This is a genomic window from Myroides fluvii, from assembly GCF_009792295.1.
Lineage (GTDB): Bacteria > Bacteroidota > Bacteroidia > Flavobacteriales > Flavobacteriaceae > Flavobacterium > Flavobacterium fluvii_A.
The window spans coordinates 1,174,468-1,192,516 of record NZ_CP039934.1 but is presented as its reverse complement, the minus strand read 5'-3'; the positions used below and the strand labels follow the sequence as shown (position 1 = coordinate 1,192,516).

The 18,049-nt window shown below is 37.7% G+C and carries 14 protein-coding genes and 1 tRNA gene; 9 read left to right on the top strand and 6 right to left on the bottom strand.

Going from position 1 to position 18,049, the window contains the following annotated elements; all coding sequences use genetic code 11:
- The first annotated feature begins 15 nt into the window (after positions 1-15).
- Together FBR08_RS05535 and FBR08_RS05530 are read left to right on the top strand one after the other, a co-directional pair.
- On the top strand, positions 16-1,989 hold the full coding sequence (locus FBR08_RS05535; RefSeq protein WP_158961804.1) for an OmpA family protein: 1,974 nt from the start codon (positions 16-18) through the stop codon (positions 1,987-1,989).
- A gap of 634 nt (positions 1,990-2,623) precedes the next feature.
- Positions 2,624-3,121, top strand: a complete 498-nt coding sequence (locus FBR08_RS05530; RefSeq protein ID WP_158961803.1) for a DUF6265 family protein — start codon at positions 2,624-2,626, stop codon at positions 3,119-3,121.
- 399 nt (positions 3,122-3,520) lie between these two features.
- Here FBR08_RS05530 and FBR08_RS05525 read toward each other — a convergent pair whose 3' ends face one another.
- From FBR08_RS05525 to FBR08_RS05505, 5 genes are all read right to left on the bottom strand, one after another.
- Positions 3,521-3,784, bottom strand: a complete 264-nt coding sequence (locus tag FBR08_RS05525) for a hypothetical protein (RefSeq protein ID WP_158961802.1) — start codon at positions 3,782-3,784, stop codon at positions 3,521-3,523.
- A 136-nt stretch (positions 3,785-3,920) separates the two neighbouring features.
- Positions 3,921-4,331, bottom strand: a complete 411-nt coding sequence (locus FBR08_RS05520) for a hypothetical protein (RefSeq protein WP_158961801.1) — start codon at positions 4,329-4,331, stop codon at positions 3,921-3,923.
- 999 nt (positions 4,332-5,330) lie between these two features.
- Positions 5,331-5,404: transfer RNA gene (locus FBR08_RS05515), tRNA-Met, on the bottom strand.
- A gap of 189 nt (positions 5,405-5,593) precedes the next feature.
- A complete protein-coding gene (locus FBR08_RS05510; protein ID WP_158961800.1) occupies positions 5,594-6,829 on the bottom strand; it encodes an MFS transporter in 1,236 nt (411 codons plus the stop codon).
- A 20-nt stretch (positions 6,830-6,849) separates the two neighbouring features.
- Positions 6,850-7,461, bottom strand: a complete 612-nt coding sequence (locus FBR08_RS05505; RefSeq protein ID WP_158961799.1) for a thymidine kinase — start codon at positions 7,459-7,461, stop codon at positions 6,850-6,852.
- Between the two features lie 100 nt (positions 7,462-7,561).
- Here FBR08_RS05505 and FBR08_RS05500 point away from each other — a divergent pair, with 100 nt between their 5' ends.
- From FBR08_RS05500 to FBR08_RS05475, 6 genes are all read left to right on the top strand, one after another.
- Positions 7,562-8,797, top strand: coding sequence for a hypothetical protein (locus FBR08_RS05500; RefSeq protein WP_233266258.1), 1,236 nt, complete (start codon positions 7,562-7,564; stop codon positions 8,795-8,797).
- A gap of 4 nt (positions 8,798-8,801) precedes the next feature.
- Positions 8,802-9,476 (top strand): 16S rRNA (cytidine(1402)-2'-O)-methyltransferase, encoded by a 675-nt coding sequence (gene rsmI, locus FBR08_RS05495; protein ID WP_158961797.1) that lies wholly within the window; start codon positions 8,802-8,804, stop codon positions 9,474-9,476.
- 43 nt (positions 9,477-9,519) lie between these two features.
- Positions 9,520-9,945 (top strand): OsmC family protein, encoded by a 426-nt coding sequence (locus FBR08_RS05490; protein ID WP_158961796.1) that lies wholly within the window; start codon positions 9,520-9,522, stop codon positions 9,943-9,945.
- Entirely contained in the window at positions 9,945-11,645 is a 1,701-nt protein-coding gene (gene recJ, locus FBR08_RS05485) for a single-stranded-DNA-specific exonuclease RecJ (RefSeq protein WP_158961795.1), read from the top strand. The genes FBR08_RS05490 and recJ overlap by 1 nt, the downstream gene beginning before the upstream one ends.
- 36 nt (positions 11,646-11,681) lie before the next feature.
- Positions 11,682-12,671: an aspartate-semialdehyde dehydrogenase gene (locus FBR08_RS05480; protein WP_158961794.1), complete on the top strand. Its 990-nt coding sequence runs from the start codon at positions 11,682-11,684 to the stop codon at positions 12,669-12,671.
- A 260-nt stretch (positions 12,672-12,931) separates the two neighbouring features.
- Positions 12,932-13,591: a response regulator gene (locus tag FBR08_RS05475; protein WP_158961793.1), complete on the top strand. Its 660-nt coding sequence runs from the start codon at positions 12,932-12,934 to the stop codon at positions 13,589-13,591.
- A 34-nt stretch (positions 13,592-13,625) separates the two neighbouring features.
- On the opposite strand, the gene acnA is transcribed toward FBR08_RS05475, so the two are convergent.
- On the bottom strand, positions 13,626-16,358 hold the full coding sequence (gene acnA / locus FBR08_RS05470; RefSeq protein WP_158961792.1) for an aconitate hydratase AcnA: 2,733 nt from the start codon (positions 16,356-16,358) through the stop codon (positions 13,626-13,628).
- A gap of 161 nt (positions 16,359-16,519) precedes the next feature.
- Between acnA and FBR08_RS05465 the strand changes: the two genes are divergently transcribed.
- The gene (locus tag FBR08_RS05465; RefSeq protein WP_158961791.1) at positions 16,520-17,938 is read left to right on the top strand and encodes an MBL fold metallo-hydrolase; all 1,419 of its coding nucleotides are present in this window, start codon (positions 16,520-16,522) and stop codon (positions 17,936-17,938) included.
- Positions 17,939-18,049 lie beyond the last annotated feature (111 nt).

Here is an 18,049-nt window from a genome sequence, read left to right as displayed (position 1 = left end):
TAAAGATGATAAATTATGCAAAAGAGATTAGTTAAATTACTAGTTTTATCTTCAATCGCGTTGACAACATCAATAGGATGGGCACAAGAAAGGCGTGAAAATAAAGCAGATCAAAAATTTGAAAAGTACGAGTATATCAATGCTATTGAGATATATGAAAAAGCAGTCGAAAAAGGATTTAAAAGTGTAAACACGCTGCAAAAACTAGGAGATGCTTATTATTTTAATGGCAAGCTGACTGAGGCGAATAGATGGTATGAAGAACTATTTCAATTTGCGAAAGAGAATCAAGCATCTATCGGTTCAGAATATTACTATCGCTATGCACAAACCTTGCGAGCGATGCAGCTATATGAAGAAGCAGATGCCTATATGACGAAGTTTACAGCTTTAGAACAAACGGATTCTCGCGCTCAATTGTTTGAAGCAAACAAGAATAATTACAGAACGGATATTGAGAAGCGTTCAAATCGCTATGAAGTAGAAGCGCTGCAAATCAACAGTGAGTATTCAGACTATGGAGCAGCTATTTTTAAAGATCAACTGATCTATACCTCTGCGAGAGCATCAAATGCTGTTTCGGGGAATAAAGTACACAAATGGACCAATGAAGCCTATACAAGTTTATATGCTTCAAAAATTAAACAGGACGGAACATTTGAGGAACCCCATACCTTCTTCAATGGAGATGGAAAGGACATCAACCAATCAACAGCGGTTTTCGCTAGAGATGGTAAAACGATGTACTTTACTCAAAATGCAAGTGCTACCAAAGATGAAATACAACAGAATCGCTTTAAAAATGCCTTGTTGCAGTTGTTTAAATCTACGTTACAAGAAGACGGGACTTGGAGCAAGCCTGTGGCATTGACGATTAATGATGCGAAAGCAAATAACGCACACCCTGCGTTAACGCCGGATGATAAATGGTTGTATTTTGTTTCAGATCGCAGTGGATCTATCGGACAAAGTGATTTGTTTCGTGTAGCGATATTAGAAGATGGAAGCTTTGCGAAAGTGGAGAATGTAGGAAAGCAAATTAACACAGAAGGACGCGAAACTTTTCCGTTTATTTCAAGTGATTTTATGCTCTACTTCTCAACCGATGGTAGACTTGGATTAGGTGGATTAGACATCTTCATGGCGAAAATTAATGTAGATGGATCTTTTGGAACTGTTGCAAATATTGGAGAGCCGATGAATAGTCCTGCGGATGATTTTGGTTACTACTTTGATCCTAAAACAAAAAAGGGATTCGTTAGCTCCAATCGAGCTGGTGGAACAGGAGGAGATAACATCTACTTCGTACAAGAGAAGAAAGAAATCATTTGTAAACAAAGTATTGCTGGTTGGGTGTTTAATGCTTCTACAAGAGAATCTTTAGCCAATGCTAAAATCACGGTATATGATGCTACTTACACGGTGTTGGATAGTATTCACGCAGATGATCAAGGGAAGTTTAATGTAACCGACTTAGATTGTGGTAAAAAATATCGTTTAAAAGCAGAAGCAGAAGGATTCCAAACCAAAGAAATTGCGCAGACCATGGGGTATGAACTAAATGCAGTAGAGCAAGTGGAAATTGGATTAGAACCCCTTCAAGAAACGATTACGGAAGAGGATGATTTATTCAAGAAACTGAAATTACAACCGATTTATTTCGATTTCGATAAAGCAACCATCCGATCTGATGCAGCAGTAGAATTAGCACAAGTTGTTGAGGTATTGAAAATGTATCCAAACATCAAGATTGACGTTCGTTCGCATACTGATAGCCGTGGAAATGATGCTTATAATATGAAGTTATCAGACCGTAGAGCAAAATCAACAATGCAATGGATGATTAAACAAGGCATTGATCCAAAGAGAATCTCAGGAAGAGGGTATGGTGAAAGCCAATTAATCAATGCATGTAAGAATGGTGTTCCGTGTTCACAAGAACAGCATCAGGAAAACAGAAGAAGCGAGTTTATTATTGTCAAAATGTAAACGAAGTGCTACTATAAACACATTATTTAATTCTAACAAAGGGCCGTTCAATAAGAGCGGCCCTTTGTGATTAATAATGAATAAAAAAAATAAGAACTCTTTTTGGGAGTTCTTATTGTATATGGGAATCAAACATTAGGAGGAGGATCTACTAGTGTTATATATGGATTCGAATGGATGACGGGTTGATAAAAAAACTGTTTGCTGATCAAAGACGTTCGATTCTTTGTTGGAGGGTGTTCCAACGCTTGCGCAATGAAAAAAGTTTCGCAGCTGATGTTGGTTGCTTTGCAGCTTTTGGTCTTAGAATCCTTTGCGGTATTATCAGAGGATGAAACGCCCAATTGATATACGTACATATTGGCAATCGGACAAAACGAGAGCTTGCCTTCGCAGTCTTGTGGGGTGAAAAAGTTGATTTTTTCAGCACCGAACAACACAAATAGAAGACACAAAAATTGGGCGATATGTCGATTGTATTTCATCATGTATCAAGCAAATATATTTAGTTTTGATCAATCACACTGTCTTTTTAAATAAAGTTTAGGAAGTAAAAATAAAAAGCGCATTGTATTCGATGGCTGTATAGAATTGATTACCTTTAATTGATGATCTTAAAAATAAAATGAAACCAATGAAAAAATACCTCATATTTTCCTTGATGACCGTTGCACTTGTTTCGTGTAAAAACAATGAAAAACAAGAGCAACAAGAAGGCTTAGCCCCGCAAATTCAAGCAGAAGTAAAACAAACAGCAAACTTAGATTGGCTGTTGGGCAATTGGAAAAGAACCAATGACAAAGAAGGGAATTCGACTTTTGAAGTTTGGGAAAAGACGCAGGCAAATCAATACGATGGCATTGGGTATACATTGGCTCAGGGGGATACACTGAGTAAGGAGTACATGCGATTAATACAAACTGATGGACAGTGGAATTTAGTCGTAAAAACTTCAGATGCTGCTGATACCGTTGCATTTAAAATGATCGAATTAAAAGAAAACGCTTTTGTTTGTACCAATGAAACCCATGATTTTCCAACACATATTGCATATAGACTAGATAACAGTAAACTTAAAGCCGTAGTTTCTAATGAGGAAATGGCGATTGACTTCGACTTTGTAAAAGAATAGCGTTGAGGCTATTGACTTTGGACGTTTAGTGAAATTAGTCCCTATTCAGCAAATGCAGCAATGAGTATTAGTGTGAATTTTGATCCTTAGCATAGAAGAAAATACGTATACTAAGGATCTAACCTTTTGAGTTTAAATAAAGCAAAAAAACCGTCAATGAATGACGGTTTTCCTTGAATTTTGATTATTATAAATAATCGCAATATCAAAATATGGTAAATTTTAGTTGTACTCTTACACTTTATTTAGATACAAACAACTGTTTCAATGGATCGTAAATAGCGTACACTGCATTTTGCTATTTATTTTCTTTGAAAGACGTTTGTACGTGTTTAATTGAGCTACAATGGTTGTCTTAATAAATCACAGGCCTTTTTATGGGCATGTTAGTATCGATTCCTAGTAACAAGGTAAGCCATTACCATACTCATCAGCTTCTGCTTTGTCAATACACTTGTTGTTAAGTGCTTCTTTAATAACTTTAACAACGGCTAAACAGTTTGCATCTGATTGATCCTTACCATATTTTTCATAGGCTGCTTCATAAGCATTCATAAGTGCTTCTTCATTGCATTTTCCACTGCCACTACTATCATCACTACTACAAGATATAGACATAAATAGTGTAGCTACAATCGAAATTTTTAGAATTTTTTTCATCATTTGTTATACTTGTTTTAATTAAACTTAATGCTGTTCCAATCTGTATTTTATAAACTATAAAGGTTTTTATTTTTACGCAAGATAGGTTTAGGACTTTATGTATTTAGCGTCCTTTTTTAATAAAAATCAAATAGAATTATCTGTTTGGATTGTGTTTTAAATTGTTTTCCATGTCAAGATATTCGTTGTCATTTTTCAACTTATAGGCCTTAACACGAGCGGTAACATAAAATCTTTTACCTTTTTGGTCTACCATATAAGTAGGATTCAAAACACCATCTGCCCCTGCTTTTATTGCCGATTTCTCAGCTTCTAGAAAAGCAGTTTCTTTGAGTTGATCTACGTTATACTTCTTGTATTTTTTCTTATTAACCACAACGCCTTGGTATTGTTGATCCATTATAGTGTAATCACTTCTTTTTAATTTTGCATCTACACGTTGTGTTTGTGAGTTAATTCCTGTTGCATACGGCTGTGTCCCTCCACAAGAATTAAGCATAAGAGATAAAACAATTAGTGCTCCTAATAGGTAAGATTGTTTAACCATTTTTTTGTTTTTTTGTTTTTTATTAATAGTAAGTAAGCCCAAATCAAACTCTTTTTTTGTTTGAAGCTTTGAGACAAATGTATAGACGTACTGGCTATTCCTCTAGGTGAAAATGAGGCGAAAAGTGGGTGATTTTTACGCATAAATTAACTTAAAACTTATAGGGCTAAAAAAGCAAATAGCTAAATTATAGTGGGTTATGTGATGTTTGGTGAATGATTGTATTCCAAAGGCTAAAATGCACACCGTTTTTTTAATTGCAAAGAATATTCGATTTTCATGGTAGTTGCCCTCTTGTTAAAAGGAAGTGTTTTTGTTTTTTTTCTTTTCTAAAAACTTGTAGGTTGTGCTTTGTAAGTTTTTTAGCTTAATTTTCTTAAGGGCTTCAAGCAGGGTCTTGTTTAGCATTATAATTAACCTGCCTCTTTTTGCAGAATCAGACAAGCAGAGATCATAAAAAAGATAGATTGCCTTACGAATACACTTATTATAAGATCGCTCTCTGGTAGCTTGACAGTTAGTCGAGGGAATGTACTTGCTCGTCTTTTGACTATGGAAAAAAAAGTAGAACTCGCAATTAGTTGGGCCCAAAAAGCAGTACAGCTATCGGAAAGGTTTACTTTGAAAGGCGGTGAAGCAAACAAACGCTTACAACATTATTTGGATTGTCTGTGTGTATCAAGGGTGGTCCCCGGAAGCACTAAATTTATTTCGCAGCTCTAGAAAAAGGGTAAGAAATTGGGGATGAATAAGAAATAGCCGAATTGTGCAACAATAGCAGAAGGGTTTAGGATTTACAAGGTAGTTACCCAGTTAAGGGTTCTACGTTTCTGAATAGCGCGCACTCCCTTTTTTCCTTTTTAGATTATTTTTCCTTTTTGCTTAGTCCCCAACTTTTGTTCCTGATCCTTTTTATCGAAAGAATAGAAAAAAACAGAAAAATAAAACTGTCGGAAAGCAAAAAAGACCTAATCTTTCGATTAAGTCTTTTTTCTCTTGTAGCGAAGACGGGAGTTGAACCCGTGACCTCAGGGTTATGAATCCTGCGCTCTAACCAACTGAGCTACCTCGCCTTATATTGGACTGCATTATTTTGTTAATGCGAGTGCAAATATAGAACAAATTATATATAATGCAAGGCATAAAAGCTCGAATTTATGGAGTATTTTAAATTTTAACATTTGTTGTTTTTTCGCTATTTCTTATCGTATTTGTAATCAACGGATAACGTTTTATTTGGGTAGAAATAAAAAAAAGTCTTTTTATACTTTTGGTTTAACCATTTTACCCACGGTGTAATTTAATCCAAAAGCAGCAACCAAAAAGATAGATCCCATGACAATCCACAGCACATCATAACCAAAATAGGAGACAAGCTTAGTACCCAAGATCGGAGAAATAATAAATCCAACCGCAAAAGTTAAGCCATTCACCCCCATATAAGATCCCTTGCTATTGTCATCAGCACGCATAGCCGTTACTGTTGAGGTGTAAGGAAAGATCAACATTTCCGAAACACTTAAGAACGTTATGGATAATAGAATAGTTACAATACTGTAATCGAGTAAGAATATAACAAAAGCAAAAGGGGCAACCAAAGCTCCATAAAAAATGGCTTTTTGTGTGGTAAGGTGGCGTTCTGCCATGTGTACTAATAACATCTCCGTTAAGAAAATCAATAAACCACTATAGCCTAATACGAGCCCTATTTCCAACTCATTGAGGCCACCTACTTTTTCATAAAAGATGGGTAAGGTGCTAAAAAGCTGTAAAAAAGCGATGGAATACAAGGTACAGAAGAAACTGTAAAATAAGAATAAACCATCTTTATAAGGCGATTGGCGCTTCGTGCCGGAGGCACTTAAAGTGATAGCTGAATCTTCCTCAACCGACATGGTTGGTTTAGGATTTTCCTTGCGACCTTTAAAAAAGTAAATAAATACGACTGCAGCAAAGAAAGCCGCACCAGCATTGATGTAAAACAATAGACCATAAGAAATTGCGGCTAACATTCCACCCATAGCAGGACCAATTGAAAAACCTAAATTAACAGCCATGCGGTTCAAAGAAAACGCACGAGTAATATTTTCTGGTTTAGCATATTTGGTAATCGCAACGGAGTTGGCAGGACGAAACATTTCACTAATGGTACTCTGAAAGAGAATCATCAACGCCAAACTAACCACAGAGGTAAAATGAGGTAATAAAATAAACATGGGAATACTACCCAATAAGCTCAAATACTGTAATTTATAATTGCCTATTTTATCTGTCAGCCATCCGCCTAAAGTTGAACCAATCATTGATCCGACTCCGTAACAAGCTAATACATAGCCTGTTTGCTCATCGGTAAAATGCAGTTCTTTTGTCATGTAAACACCTAAGAAAGGAAATACCATCGATCCGGCTCTATTGATTAACATGACGATGGCTAACATCCAAGATGCTGAGGATAATCCTCGATAAGAGTCCAGATAAATTTGATATATTTTTCTCATAAAGCGTTTAATCTATATAATCAGGGTTTGGGTTTTTCTTTTTTGAGTCTTTCAGCTTCGCGCATTGCATTATAGTAAGCTGCCCTACTTAATGGTTCATATTCTTCCGTCTCTCCAAGCATGACAATTGCATCACTTGCAGCCTTTCTATAGCTATAATGAGCCAAGTTACCCGTACGTGTACATACCGCGTGAACCTTCGTTACATATTCGGCAGTAGCCATTAAAGCAGGCATAGGTCCGAAGGGATTTCCTTTGAAATCCATATCTAAACCAGCGACAATAACACGTATACCCGAATTGGCTAATTCATTGCAAACGTTGACAATTTCAGCATCAAAGAATTGAGCCTCGTCTATGCCCACAACATCACAGCCACTCGCTAAAAGCAGAATGCTATCGGCAGTAGAAACAGGGGTAGAACGAATCTCATTCGCATCGTGAGAAACGACGTATTCATCGTGATAACGCGTGTCAACAGCAGGTTTAAAAATTTCAACTTTTTGCTTGGCAAATTGGGCTCTTTTTAATCGGCGAATCAGTTCTTCTGTTTTTCCAGAAAACATGGATCCACAGATTACTTCGATCCAACCAAATTGTTCTTTGTGATTAACAGGAATTTCTAGAAACATTTTGTAATTTTCAGGTCGAAACCAGTAGTTTTTTTGTTACTTTGTGAAGGACAAATTTATCAAAAAAAGCTTGTATAATTTACTAATGAAATTAAAAGTTATGAAGAAAGTCTTAGAGGGAGAGTTGTTGAGCATCGTTCATCGCGTGTTGCAGATGAAGGATACTGATGTGGATAAGTTATATGTTGAAGCCAAAGAACTGTATGAGAAGCTTCAAATTTTAAAATTTTATCAAGATAACCTAGCGTTAGGACTTGTAGACGACATAACTGAAGATCAGTTAGTAGCAAAATTAAGCGCTGTAGTTCAGGTAGAAGCAAATGAAGCAGAAACGAAGGTTGTTCCTACTCCAGAAGAAGATACGCGTTCTCAAATTCCAGTCGATTTAATCGGAGAGGATTATCCCATTGTTGTAGAAGCAGAAAAAGAAACTGTCATCGAGTTTGATTCCCCTATTTTAGTTGAAGAAGAAACAGAGGAAGCTCTTGAAGAAGAAATTGCTGTTGAAGTACAAGAAGAAGATACAACGCTTGAATTTGAACAAGAAGAGGACGAGGAACTCGTGGCTTTTGCGGAAGAAGAGGAAGCCGAAGATGAACTAGAAGAAGAGGAAGGTGAACTAGAGGAAGAGGAGGAAGAATGGACAGAAGAAGATGTGACCGAAATCTTAGAAGAAGAGTTAGCAGATCAGGTTGTCGCTGAAACAGCAGCACAAGAAGAACCTTTTGAAATGCAAGAGGAAAAAAGGGAAGAACAAGAAGTAGTTACTCCTTTAACTGCAGATCAAAGAGAAGTAAATCCGTTTGAAGGATTTGACTTTGGAGAAATTGAGTTTATTCGAGTAGATGATTTGTCAAAGGAAGATGTGATTCTCGTGGATGACAGTATGTTTGAACGAGTAGTTGATCAAAAAACACCAGAAGAAGAAAACCAATCTACAGCAAGTTTCTTTGCACAACAAAAAGAAGAACAACCCATTCAAGAAGAAGAAAAAGAAGAGAATCAAGAGGAAGCTAGTGAGCATCAACAGAATATGTTGTTTAATTTAGAACAGGTATCCGTGAGAGAACCCCGAATTGTAAAGAAATCGATTAACGAGATCTATCGCGGTACGATTATGGTTGGATTAAATGACCGTATTGCTTTTGAAAAACATCTATTCGCTAATAGTTCGGAAGATTTTAATCGCGTTTTATCTCAATTGAATACGGTAAGCACATATGATGAAGCGAGAAGCTTTGTAGAGCACTTGGTTAAACCTGAATACAATAATTGGGAAGGAAAAGAAGAATATGCTGAGCGTTTTATGGCGTTAATTGAAAAGCGTTTCGAATAAGATTATGGGAAAATTATACGTTGTACCAACACCGATTGGCAACTTAGAAGATATGACTTTCCGTGCCATTAAGGTATTGAAAGAGGTAGATTATATTTTAGCAGAAGATACGAGAAATAGCGGTAAACTGTTAAAGCATTTTGAGGTGAATACACCGATGATGAGCCACCACATGCACAATGAACACAAAACAGTAGAAGGTTTAGTGAAGCGCATGCAAACGGGAGAAACTTTTGCCTTGATATCCGATGCAGGAACACCTGCCATATCTGATCCAGGTTTTTTATTGACAAGAGCCTGTGTCGAAAATCAAATTGAAGTGGAGTGTTTACCAGGAGCAACCGCTTTTGTACCTGCTTTGGTCAACAGTGGATTGCCGAATGATAAATTCGTGTTTGAGGGGTTTTTACCCGATAAAAAAGGACGACAAACACGCTATCTGCAATTAGCAGAAGAAACGAGAACCATGATTATCTACGTTTCACCACATAAACTAGTCAAAACACTGGGTGAGTTTCAAACCTATTTCGGAGAAGATCGCATCATCTCAGTTTCTAGAGAATTATCGAAGTTACACGAAGAAACCGTGCGTGGAACGGTAGTTGAAGTATTGAAGCACTTCGAAGAAAAACCTCCGAAAGGAGAAATAGTTGTCGTTGTTGCGGGTAAAAAGCAATAGCAGTAGGAATTAATAATACATTTTTGATAAAAGAGAAAAGGATATGTCACATAAAGTTACAACTACTAGGTTAGAGAATATGCAATTTGAATCAACGAATCCAAGTGGAGAAACCATGCGTATTGATGCCGGTCCAGAAAATGGAGGAGATAACAAAGGGTTTAGACCCAAAGCATTAATGTTATCTGCATTGGCAGGATGCTCAGGCTTAGATGTTGCCTCTTTAATCAAAAAAATGAGATTAGATGTTGCCGATTTTAAAATCGAAACAGAAGGACTATTAACAGATGAAGATCCCGCTATTTACCATACTGTAATCGTGGATTATCACTTCTATGGCGATAACCTCGATGAAGGTAAATTAAAGAAAGCAGTAGATTTATCGATAGAAAAATATTGTGGTGTAATGCATATGTTTACGCAGTTTGCGAAAGTCGAAACGAATATTCATTACCATAAGCAACAATAATGCGGTGGACTTTAAAAGAGGTAAAAGATCAGAAAAGTGTTCATCATCTAGCTCAGGTATTGGGAATTGATATCGTCTTAGCTCAACTACTCGTTGATCGCGGTATCACAACCTATGAACAAGCTAAGCGTTTTTTTCGCCCTTCTTTAGACGAGTTGCACGATCCCTATTTGATGAAAGATATGGATAAGGCAGTCCGAAGAATAGAAGAGGCTATTGAGAGAAAAGAAAATATTTTAGTTTTTGGTGATTATGATGTGGATGGTACTACGGCTGTAGCTCTGGTATATTCTTATCTTCAATCGTACTATCCTCAGGTAGATCGGTATATTCCAGATCGTTATAAAGAGGGATATGGAGTGTCCTACCAAGGCATTGACTATGCTGCGGACAATGAAGTGAAATTGATTATTGCACTAGATTGTGGAATTAAATCCGTAGAGCATGTGGAATACGCGAAGCAAAAAGGAGTGGATTTTGTCATTGGTGATCATCACCTCCCTGGTGATGTAATACCCAATGCCATAGCCGTATTGGATCCTAAACGAAGCGACTGCAGTTATCCTTATGATGAACTCTGCGGTTGTGGTGTTGGGTTTAAACTCGTACAAGCATTAGCCGTAAACCGAAACCAAACAATAGAAGATTTAATGCCTTATCTCGATTTGGTCGTTACTGCTATCGGTGCGGATATTGTGCCGATTACAGGTGAAAATCGAATTCTAGCTTATTTTGGATTGGAGGTTTTAAACAGCAATCCAAGACCAGGTATAAAGGCGCTATTAAATATATATAAACAAAGTAGCTATACTGTTAGTGATATTGTATTTAAAGTAGCACCGAAAATTAATGCTGCCGGGCGAATACAACACGGAAATTACGCAGTAGATTTATTAACCCATTTCTCCATGCGCGAGGCGGAAGAAACGGCCGAAATGGTTATTGCCTTTAATGAAGAACGCAAGGTACTTGATCAAAATATTACGGAAGAAGCTAAAAATCAAATTACAGAAAATAGAGAGATTAACAACAAAGCAACCGTTGTGTTTCACGAATCTTGGCACAAAGGAGTAATTGGTATTGTGGCTTCTCGTTTAATCGAAACGTATTACCGACCAACGGTCGTATTTACAGCAAGTGGAGATGTATTAGCCGCGTCAGCGCGTTCAGTCAAAAATTTCGATTTATACGCTGCCTTAGAAGCCTGCTCAGATGAGCTGATTCAGTTTGGTGGACATATGTATGCCGCAGGAATGACCTGTAAGAAAGAGAACTACCTCAACTTTAAAGCAAAATTTGAAGAGGTAGTCGCTAGTACCATCCAAGAACGCGATTTAATTCCAGAAGTGGAAATTGATGCCATCTTAAACTTTGATGTGTTAACACCAAAGTTTTGCCGTATCTTGAAGCAGTTTGAACCATTTGGTCCTGAAAATATGAGCCCTGTATTCTTGACAAAAAATGTATATGACACCGGTTACGCAAGAGCACTGGGTGCAAATCAAGAACACTTGAAGATGTATGTCAGACAACGCGGACACCTGGACAAAGGGTTTAGTGCTATCGGCTTCTCTTTTGGAAAGTATTTAGACGATATTAAAAACCGAACTTTTTTCGATTTAGTGTATTCGATTGAAGAAAATGAATGGAAAGGTGAGGTAAGTAACCAGTTGCAAATTAGAGATATGCAATTGGTGTGAAGTAAAATGTAACAACGATAATTATTATTATTTAAGATGAAAGTAGCAGTAGTAGGCGCTACCGGAATGGTAGGAGAGATTATGCTAAAAGTATTAGCAGAACGCAATTTTCCAGTAACAGAATTAATACCGGTGGCTTCTGAGAAGTCCGTAGGAAATGAGATAGAGTTTAAGGGAAAGAAATTTGTAGTCCAATCAATGGCCGAAGCTGTAAAGATGAAACCAGAAATAGCATTGTTTTCAGCTGGGGGCTCTATTTCACTAGAATGGGCACCAAAATTTGCAGCGGTTGGTACAACGGTTATTGATAATTCATCAGCATGGCGAATGGATCCGAAGACGAAATTGGTGGTTCCTGAAATCAATGCTTTTAGCTTGACTAAAGATGATAAAATTATTGCGAATCCCAATTGTTCGACCATCCAATTGGTAATGGCATTGGCGCCATTACATGAAAAATACAACGTAAAACGCGTCGTAGTTTCTACCTATCAATCCATTACAGGAACTGGTGTGAAAGCAGTTAAACAATTGGAAAATGAATATGCGGGAGAAACAGGAGAACTAGCTTATCCTTATCCAATCCACCGCAATGCACTGCCTCATTGTGATGTTTTTGAGGAGAATGGTTATACCAAAGAAGAAATGAAGTTGGTAAATGAAACCAAGAAAATATTAGCAGATGATACAGTTTTTGTAACGGCAACTGCAGTGCGTATCCCCGTTGTTGGAGGACATAGTGAAGCAGTTAACGTGGCTTTTGAACGCGATTTTTCTATAGAAGATGTCCGTAGAATTTTACATGAAACTCCAGGTATCGTAGTCCAAGACAATACAGATACCAATACATATCCGATGCCTATCTATGCACAAGGTAAAGACGATGTTTTTGTTGGGCGTATTCGCCGTGATGAAACACAACCGAACACCCTGAATATGTGGGTTGTAGCGGATAATTTAAGAAAAGGAGCCGCAACGAATACGATTCAAATTGCAGAGTATTTAGTCGCAAACGGATTAATCTAAAAAAACGTAATTCCATACCTGATAAGCCAATTAGTTCACTAATTGGCTTATTTTTTTTAGTGGTTGATACTTTTAGGATAAAAATGACCAAATACGAGTATAAAATGACCAAGGAAAGGTGTTTTTTATTACATTAGCAACGACGGGTAAGAATTTGATTTTACATTTAAAATCGATTGAAGTTTTGATCGTTCCAAAAAAAGAGGAAGACCTGTATATTAGAATTTTTAAAGCATTCAGACTTAAAGTAAAGATTGTTTATGAAGAGAATTTTGTTAGTTGATGATCATCCTTTGATTTTAGAAGGATATCGAATGGCTTTGTCGAGTCATGGTGAATTTGCCCAGGGGTGGATTTTTGAAAAAGCCTTTGATTGCACGGATGCTAAACAAAAAATAGATCAAGCAATCGCAGAACAACAAACCTATGAATTTGCGCTGGTTGATTTTTCTTTACCTCAAGGAGAAAATTCTACATGGGAAAACGGAGGGGATATTATTCGTTACATGAAAAAGGTAATGCCGACTTGTAAAACGATTACCATTACAGGGCATACAGAAATATTGACGATATACGATATCGTGAAAAACATCAGACCTACCTGCATTATTGGAAAAAATGAGATAACGCCTCAGGTATTGATTGATCTCGTTCATACTGTGTTAGAAGGGCATGATTATCAAAGTCCATTAGTCAAACAATGCTTAGAAGAGATGATTAGCAAAGAGGTCATGTATGACGATTACAATCGCGCCATCTTACTATTACTAGCGAAAGGACATAAGTTGATTGATTTAGAACATTATGTACCCTTGTCAGCACCAACGATAAAAAAGAGAATTGCCAAGATGAAAGCTGCTTTTGGATCAGTAGATTCAGCTACATTAGTACAAGAAGCAATCAAACGAGGATTTGTATAAAAAAAAGGCTGTTCAATCGAACAGCCTTTTTTGTTTATTGTTTTAAGAAATCTCTCAATACGTATTGAAGAATTCCATCATTTTTATAATATTCAATTTCAATAAGTGAATCAAATCGTGCTAATGCCTGAAATTTAATCAGTTGATTTGCTTCATTCGTTGCTGTTACTTCTACTATCTTATGCGGGGTGAGGTTTTCTGCTAATCCTGTAATTGCATACGTTTCTTTTCCTGTCAACCCTAAACTTGCTGCCGATTGATTTGGTAAGAACTGAAGAGGAGCAATTCCCATTCCGATTAAGTTACTGCGGTGGATGCGCTCAAAACTTTCTGCAATAACCGCTTTGATTCCCAATAAATAGGCTCCTTTGGCAGCCCAATCACGTGAAGAACCACTTCCGTATTCTTTCCCTGCTAGTACGATTAACGGTGTTTCCGTTTCTTTGTACTTCATTGCAGTATCATACACAGTTAGGGACTCGTTTGTTGGTAAATACGTACTATATCCCCCTTCACGTTGTGCCACTTTATTTTTAATGCGAACATTGGCAAAGGTACCTCGCATCATCACCTCGTGATTTCCACGTCTAGATCCGTATGAATTGAAGTCTTCAGGTTTAACCCCTTGAGATAATAGATACTTTCCTGCTGCTGACTCTTCATTGAAGGAACCTGCAGGTGAAATATGGTCTGTAGTTACAGAATCTCCTAAATACAGTAAGACGCGTGCATCACTGATATCCGCTAGTGGCTTTGGCTCTTCTGGCAGGTTTTCAAAAAATGGTGCATGGCGAATATAGGTAGATGTAGGATTCCATTCAAAACTCGCTCCTTTAGGAGCGTGAAGGTTTTTCCAGTTTTCTTCTCCTTCGAATATTTGATCGTAAACGGCTTTGAAATCTTCTCGTTTTAGTGAGTCGTTAATGACAGCTCTAATTTCTTCATGTGTAGGCCAAATATCCCTTAAGTAAACGGGTTCTCCATTTGGATCATAATCCAGCGGATCAGTCATTAAGTTAATGTCTACACGTCCAACTAACGCATAGGCAACAACAAGCATAGGCGACATTAAAAAGTTCATTTTAACTTGTGAATGCACTCTTGCTTCGAAGTTTCTATTTCCTGATAGTACGGAGGCCACAACTAAATCACCCTGAGTAACTGCTTCTGCAATTGGAGCAGGTAGTGGGCCACTGTTTCCAATACAAGAGGTACAGCCATAGCCTACAGTATGGAAACGCAACGCTTCTAAATCTTCCGATAATCCGGAGCGATTTAAATAATGAGTCACCACTTTAGAACCTGGTGCCAAACTCGTTTTAACCCATGATTTTGTGCGGAGTCCGCGTTGTATCGCTTTTCGCGCTACTAGCCCTGCGCCAATCATTACTTCTGGATTTGACGTATTCGTACAGCTGGTAATTGCAGCAAGAACAATGCTACCGTCACTTATTACATACTCTTTGTTTTTCTGTTTGATGCGAACCGCACGCATGTCTTCTTTTACTACTTCTGTGGATTGACTTGCTGGAGTGCCGTTTTGTTTGAAGATATATTCCGATCCGGACCCTCCTTCAGATAACCAAGCGGATTCACGTCTATCTTTTACCGATACATAGGTGCGATTGTATTCTTCCTCTAATAAAGCAGAGAAGGTTTTGTCTAAATCGCGTACTAGAATTTTGTCTTGAGGGCGTTTTGGTCCTGAAACAGTAGGTTCTAACGTACTTAAATCCAATTCCACTACACTCGAATATGTGATGTCCTCTTTACCTGTACGCCATAAAAGATTTTCTTTGCAGTATTCTTCAACCAATTGAATGTGATCTTCGTCTCGGTTCGTTTGACGCATATAGTGTAAGGTCTGGTTGTCTATTGGGAAGTAGGTTACTGTACATCCAAACTCTGGAGACATATTAGAGATGGTCGCGCGGTCTGTTACAGATAGGTAATCTAGTGCATCACCATAGACCTCAACAAATTTTCCAACGACTCCTTGGTTTCTCAATACTTTTGTGATCGATAAAACCATGTCAGTTGCAGTTGCGCCCTCTGGAATTTTCCCTGTTAGTTTTAAACCCACTACTTCTGGACATGTAAAGTAAATCGGTTGACCTAGCATAGCGGCTTCCGCCTCAATTCCTCCAACTCCCCATGCGATTACTCCAATTCCATTGACCATTGGCGTATGTGAATCAGTCCCCACTAAAGTGTCTGGAAACAACCAACCATCGCGATTGATAACCCCTTGTGCGAGATATTCTAAGTTTACTTGGTGACAAATACCCATTCCCGGAGGAACAACCGTAAAGCCTTTTAATTCTTGTTGTGCCCATTTAAGTAGTTCGTAGCGTTCTGCGTTGCGTTCATACTCTTTCGTAACGTTTTCTTTATAGGCGTAATCTGTTCCAAAATAATCTACTTGCACCGAGTGGTCAATAACTAAGTCAACAGGAATTGCCGGGGTAATTTTTTCTCCATTTTTGCCTTGACGTACATACTCAGCGCGTAAAGATGCTAAATCCACCACACCAGGAACACCCGTAAAATCTTGCATCAAGACACGAGCGGGTTTAAAGGGAATGTCTTTGTCGGTGGGTTGAGGTTGCCAATTGACTAAGGTGTCAATATGTTCATCGGTAATGGCAAAACCATCGTGATTGCGCAAAACGTTTTCCAATAAAATTCGAATTGAAAAAGGCAGACGATGCATGTTTTTACCTTGCTCTTCTAGCTTTTTAAGCGAGGCTATTTTGTAGTTTTTCATAATTGTTAGTTTTTCCTAATTTACGAAAAATATATAACTTCAACTGCCTCTAATTGTGAATAAAATATTAAAATAAGTCAAAAATAGCTGAAGTATTCATGATAATTGTCATTTAAAATTCTTCTGAGATGAGGTACTTTTACTTCACTAAATCGTGTACCATGAAAATCGAACAAATTTATACTGGGTGTATTGCACATGCAGCTTATTATCTATCAAGTCAAGGTGAAGCCGCTATTTTTGATCCTTTACGCGATGTGCAACCGTATATTAATCGAGCAACACAAGACCATGCAGCTATCAAGTATGTCTTTGAGACGCATTTTCACGCTGATTTTGTCAGTGGACATTTGGATTTAATGCAAAAAACAGGCGCATCTATTGTATTTGGGCCTACCGCATCTCCGAATTATGAGGCAATTATCGCAACAGATAATCAAATCTTTGAAGTAGGGGGAGTTAAAATACAAGTATTACACACACCAGGACATACGATGGAGAGTTGTACTTATTTGATTTTTGATGAAGCAGGAGAGCCTCATGCCATCATTACAGGAGATACGTTGTTTATAGGTGATGTTGGTCGACCAGATTTAGTACAGTTGGTGAAGTCAGAATTAACACAAGAGAAACTAGCAAGACATTTGTATCAGTCGCTACGCCATAAAATTATGCCGTTACCCGATCATTTGATTGTCTATCCAAATCACGGGGCAGGAAGCGCATGTGGTAAAAATATGAGTAAGGAAACAACAGACACGTTGGGCAATCAGAAAAAAACCAATTATGCACTCCGTGCTGATATGTCGGAAGATGAATTTGTCGAAGCGTTATTAACGGGTTTAGCAACACCTCCTCAGTATTTTCCGAAAAATGTCTTGCTCAATATAGGGGGATATGAACAACTCGATGAAGTACTCGATCGCGCATACAAACCATTATCGCTAGCCATGTTTGATGAAATGCAGGCGACGAATGAAATTCTGGTACTCGATACGCGTTCGCCCCAAGATTTTGCCAAAGGATTTATTCCAACGAGCATTAACATTGGTTTGAATGGTCCTTTCGCAGTATGGGTAGGTGAGCTGATTAAGAATATCCAACAACCTTTAGTTTTAATTACGGAACCTGGAAAAGAAGAAGAAAGTATGATTCGCTTATCACGCGTTGGTTATGATCACACTGTTGGTTTTTTAGAAGGGGGAATAGAGACATGGAAGAACGCAAATAGAAACTTACAGGTGATTCCGCGTTTAGAAGCACATCAATTTGAAGCCTATGTTCAAAGCGAAAAGCCGATTGTCTTAGATGTGAGGAAAGAAAGTGAATACCAAGCGGAGCATTTAGTTGATTCGGTTTTTGTTTCTTTGAACACACTAGAAGAAAAAATACACACGTTAGATAAAGAAAAAACACAAGTTATCTATTGTGCTGGTGGTTATCGCAGTATGATTGCTGCTTCTATACTACGAGCGCAAGGGTTTTTAAAAGTAGTAGATGTAGTAGGTGGTTTTCAGGCTATAGCCCCAATAACGACCTTTGAAAAAACAGCTTTTGTTTGTCCTACATCTTTGCTATAAGAAAATATTTCAGTTGTTTATACCTTCTAGTAGTCAAAATAGAAATTGAATGCTAGAATAATTAGTATGTTTTTAGTTTAGGACAGCTCTCTCTGTGTGGGGGGAGCTGTT

Coding starts and splice junctions, on each gene's coding strand:
- FBR08_RS05475 (WP_158961793.1), top strand. CDS start 12,932: ATGAAGAGAATTTTGTTAGTTGATGATCATCCTTTGATTTTAGAAGGA.
- FBR08_RS05490 (WP_158961796.1), top strand. CDS start 9,520: ATGTCACATAAAGTTACAACTACTAGGTTAGAGAATATGCAATTTGAA.
- acnA (WP_158961792.1), bottom strand. CDS start 16,358: ATGAAAAACTACAAAATAGCCTCGCTTAAAAAGCTAGAAGAGCAAGGT.
- rsmI (WP_158961797.1), top strand. CDS start 8,802: ATGGGAAAATTATACGTTGTACCAACACCGATTGGCAACTTAGAAGAT.
- FBR08_RS05535 (WP_158961804.1), top strand. CDS start 16: ATGCAAAAGAGATTAGTTAAATTACTAGTTTTATCTTCAATCGCGTTG.
- FBR08_RS05525 (WP_158961802.1), bottom strand. CDS start 3,784: ATGATGAAAAAAATTCTAAAAATTTCGATTGTAGCTACACTATTTATG.
- FBR08_RS05500 (WP_233266258.1), top strand. CDS start 7,562: ATGAAGAAAGTCTTAGAGGGAGAGTTGTTGAGCATCGTTCATCGCGTG.
- FBR08_RS05530 (WP_158961803.1), top strand. CDS start 2,624: ATGAAAAAATACCTCATATTTTCCTTGATGACCGTTGCACTTGTTTCG.
- FBR08_RS05510 (WP_158961800.1), bottom strand. CDS start 6,829: ATGAGAAAAATATATCAAATTTATCTGGACTCTTATCGAGGATTATCC.
- FBR08_RS05505 (WP_158961799.1), bottom strand. CDS start 7,461: ATGTTTCTAGAAATTCCTGTTAATCACAAAGAACAATTTGGTTGGATC.
- recJ (WP_158961795.1), top strand. CDS start 9,945: ATGCGGTGGACTTTAAAAGAGGTAAAAGATCAGAAAAGTGTTCATCAT.
- FBR08_RS05480 (WP_158961794.1), top strand. CDS start 11,682: ATGAAAGTAGCAGTAGTAGGCGCTACCGGAATGGTAGGAGAGATTATG.
- FBR08_RS05465 (WP_158961791.1), top strand. CDS start 16,520: ATGAAAATCGAACAAATTTATACTGGGTGTATTGCACATGCAGCTTAT.
- FBR08_RS05520 (WP_158961801.1), bottom strand. CDS start 4,331: ATGGTTAAACAATCTTACCTATTAGGAGCACTAATTGTTTTATCTCTT.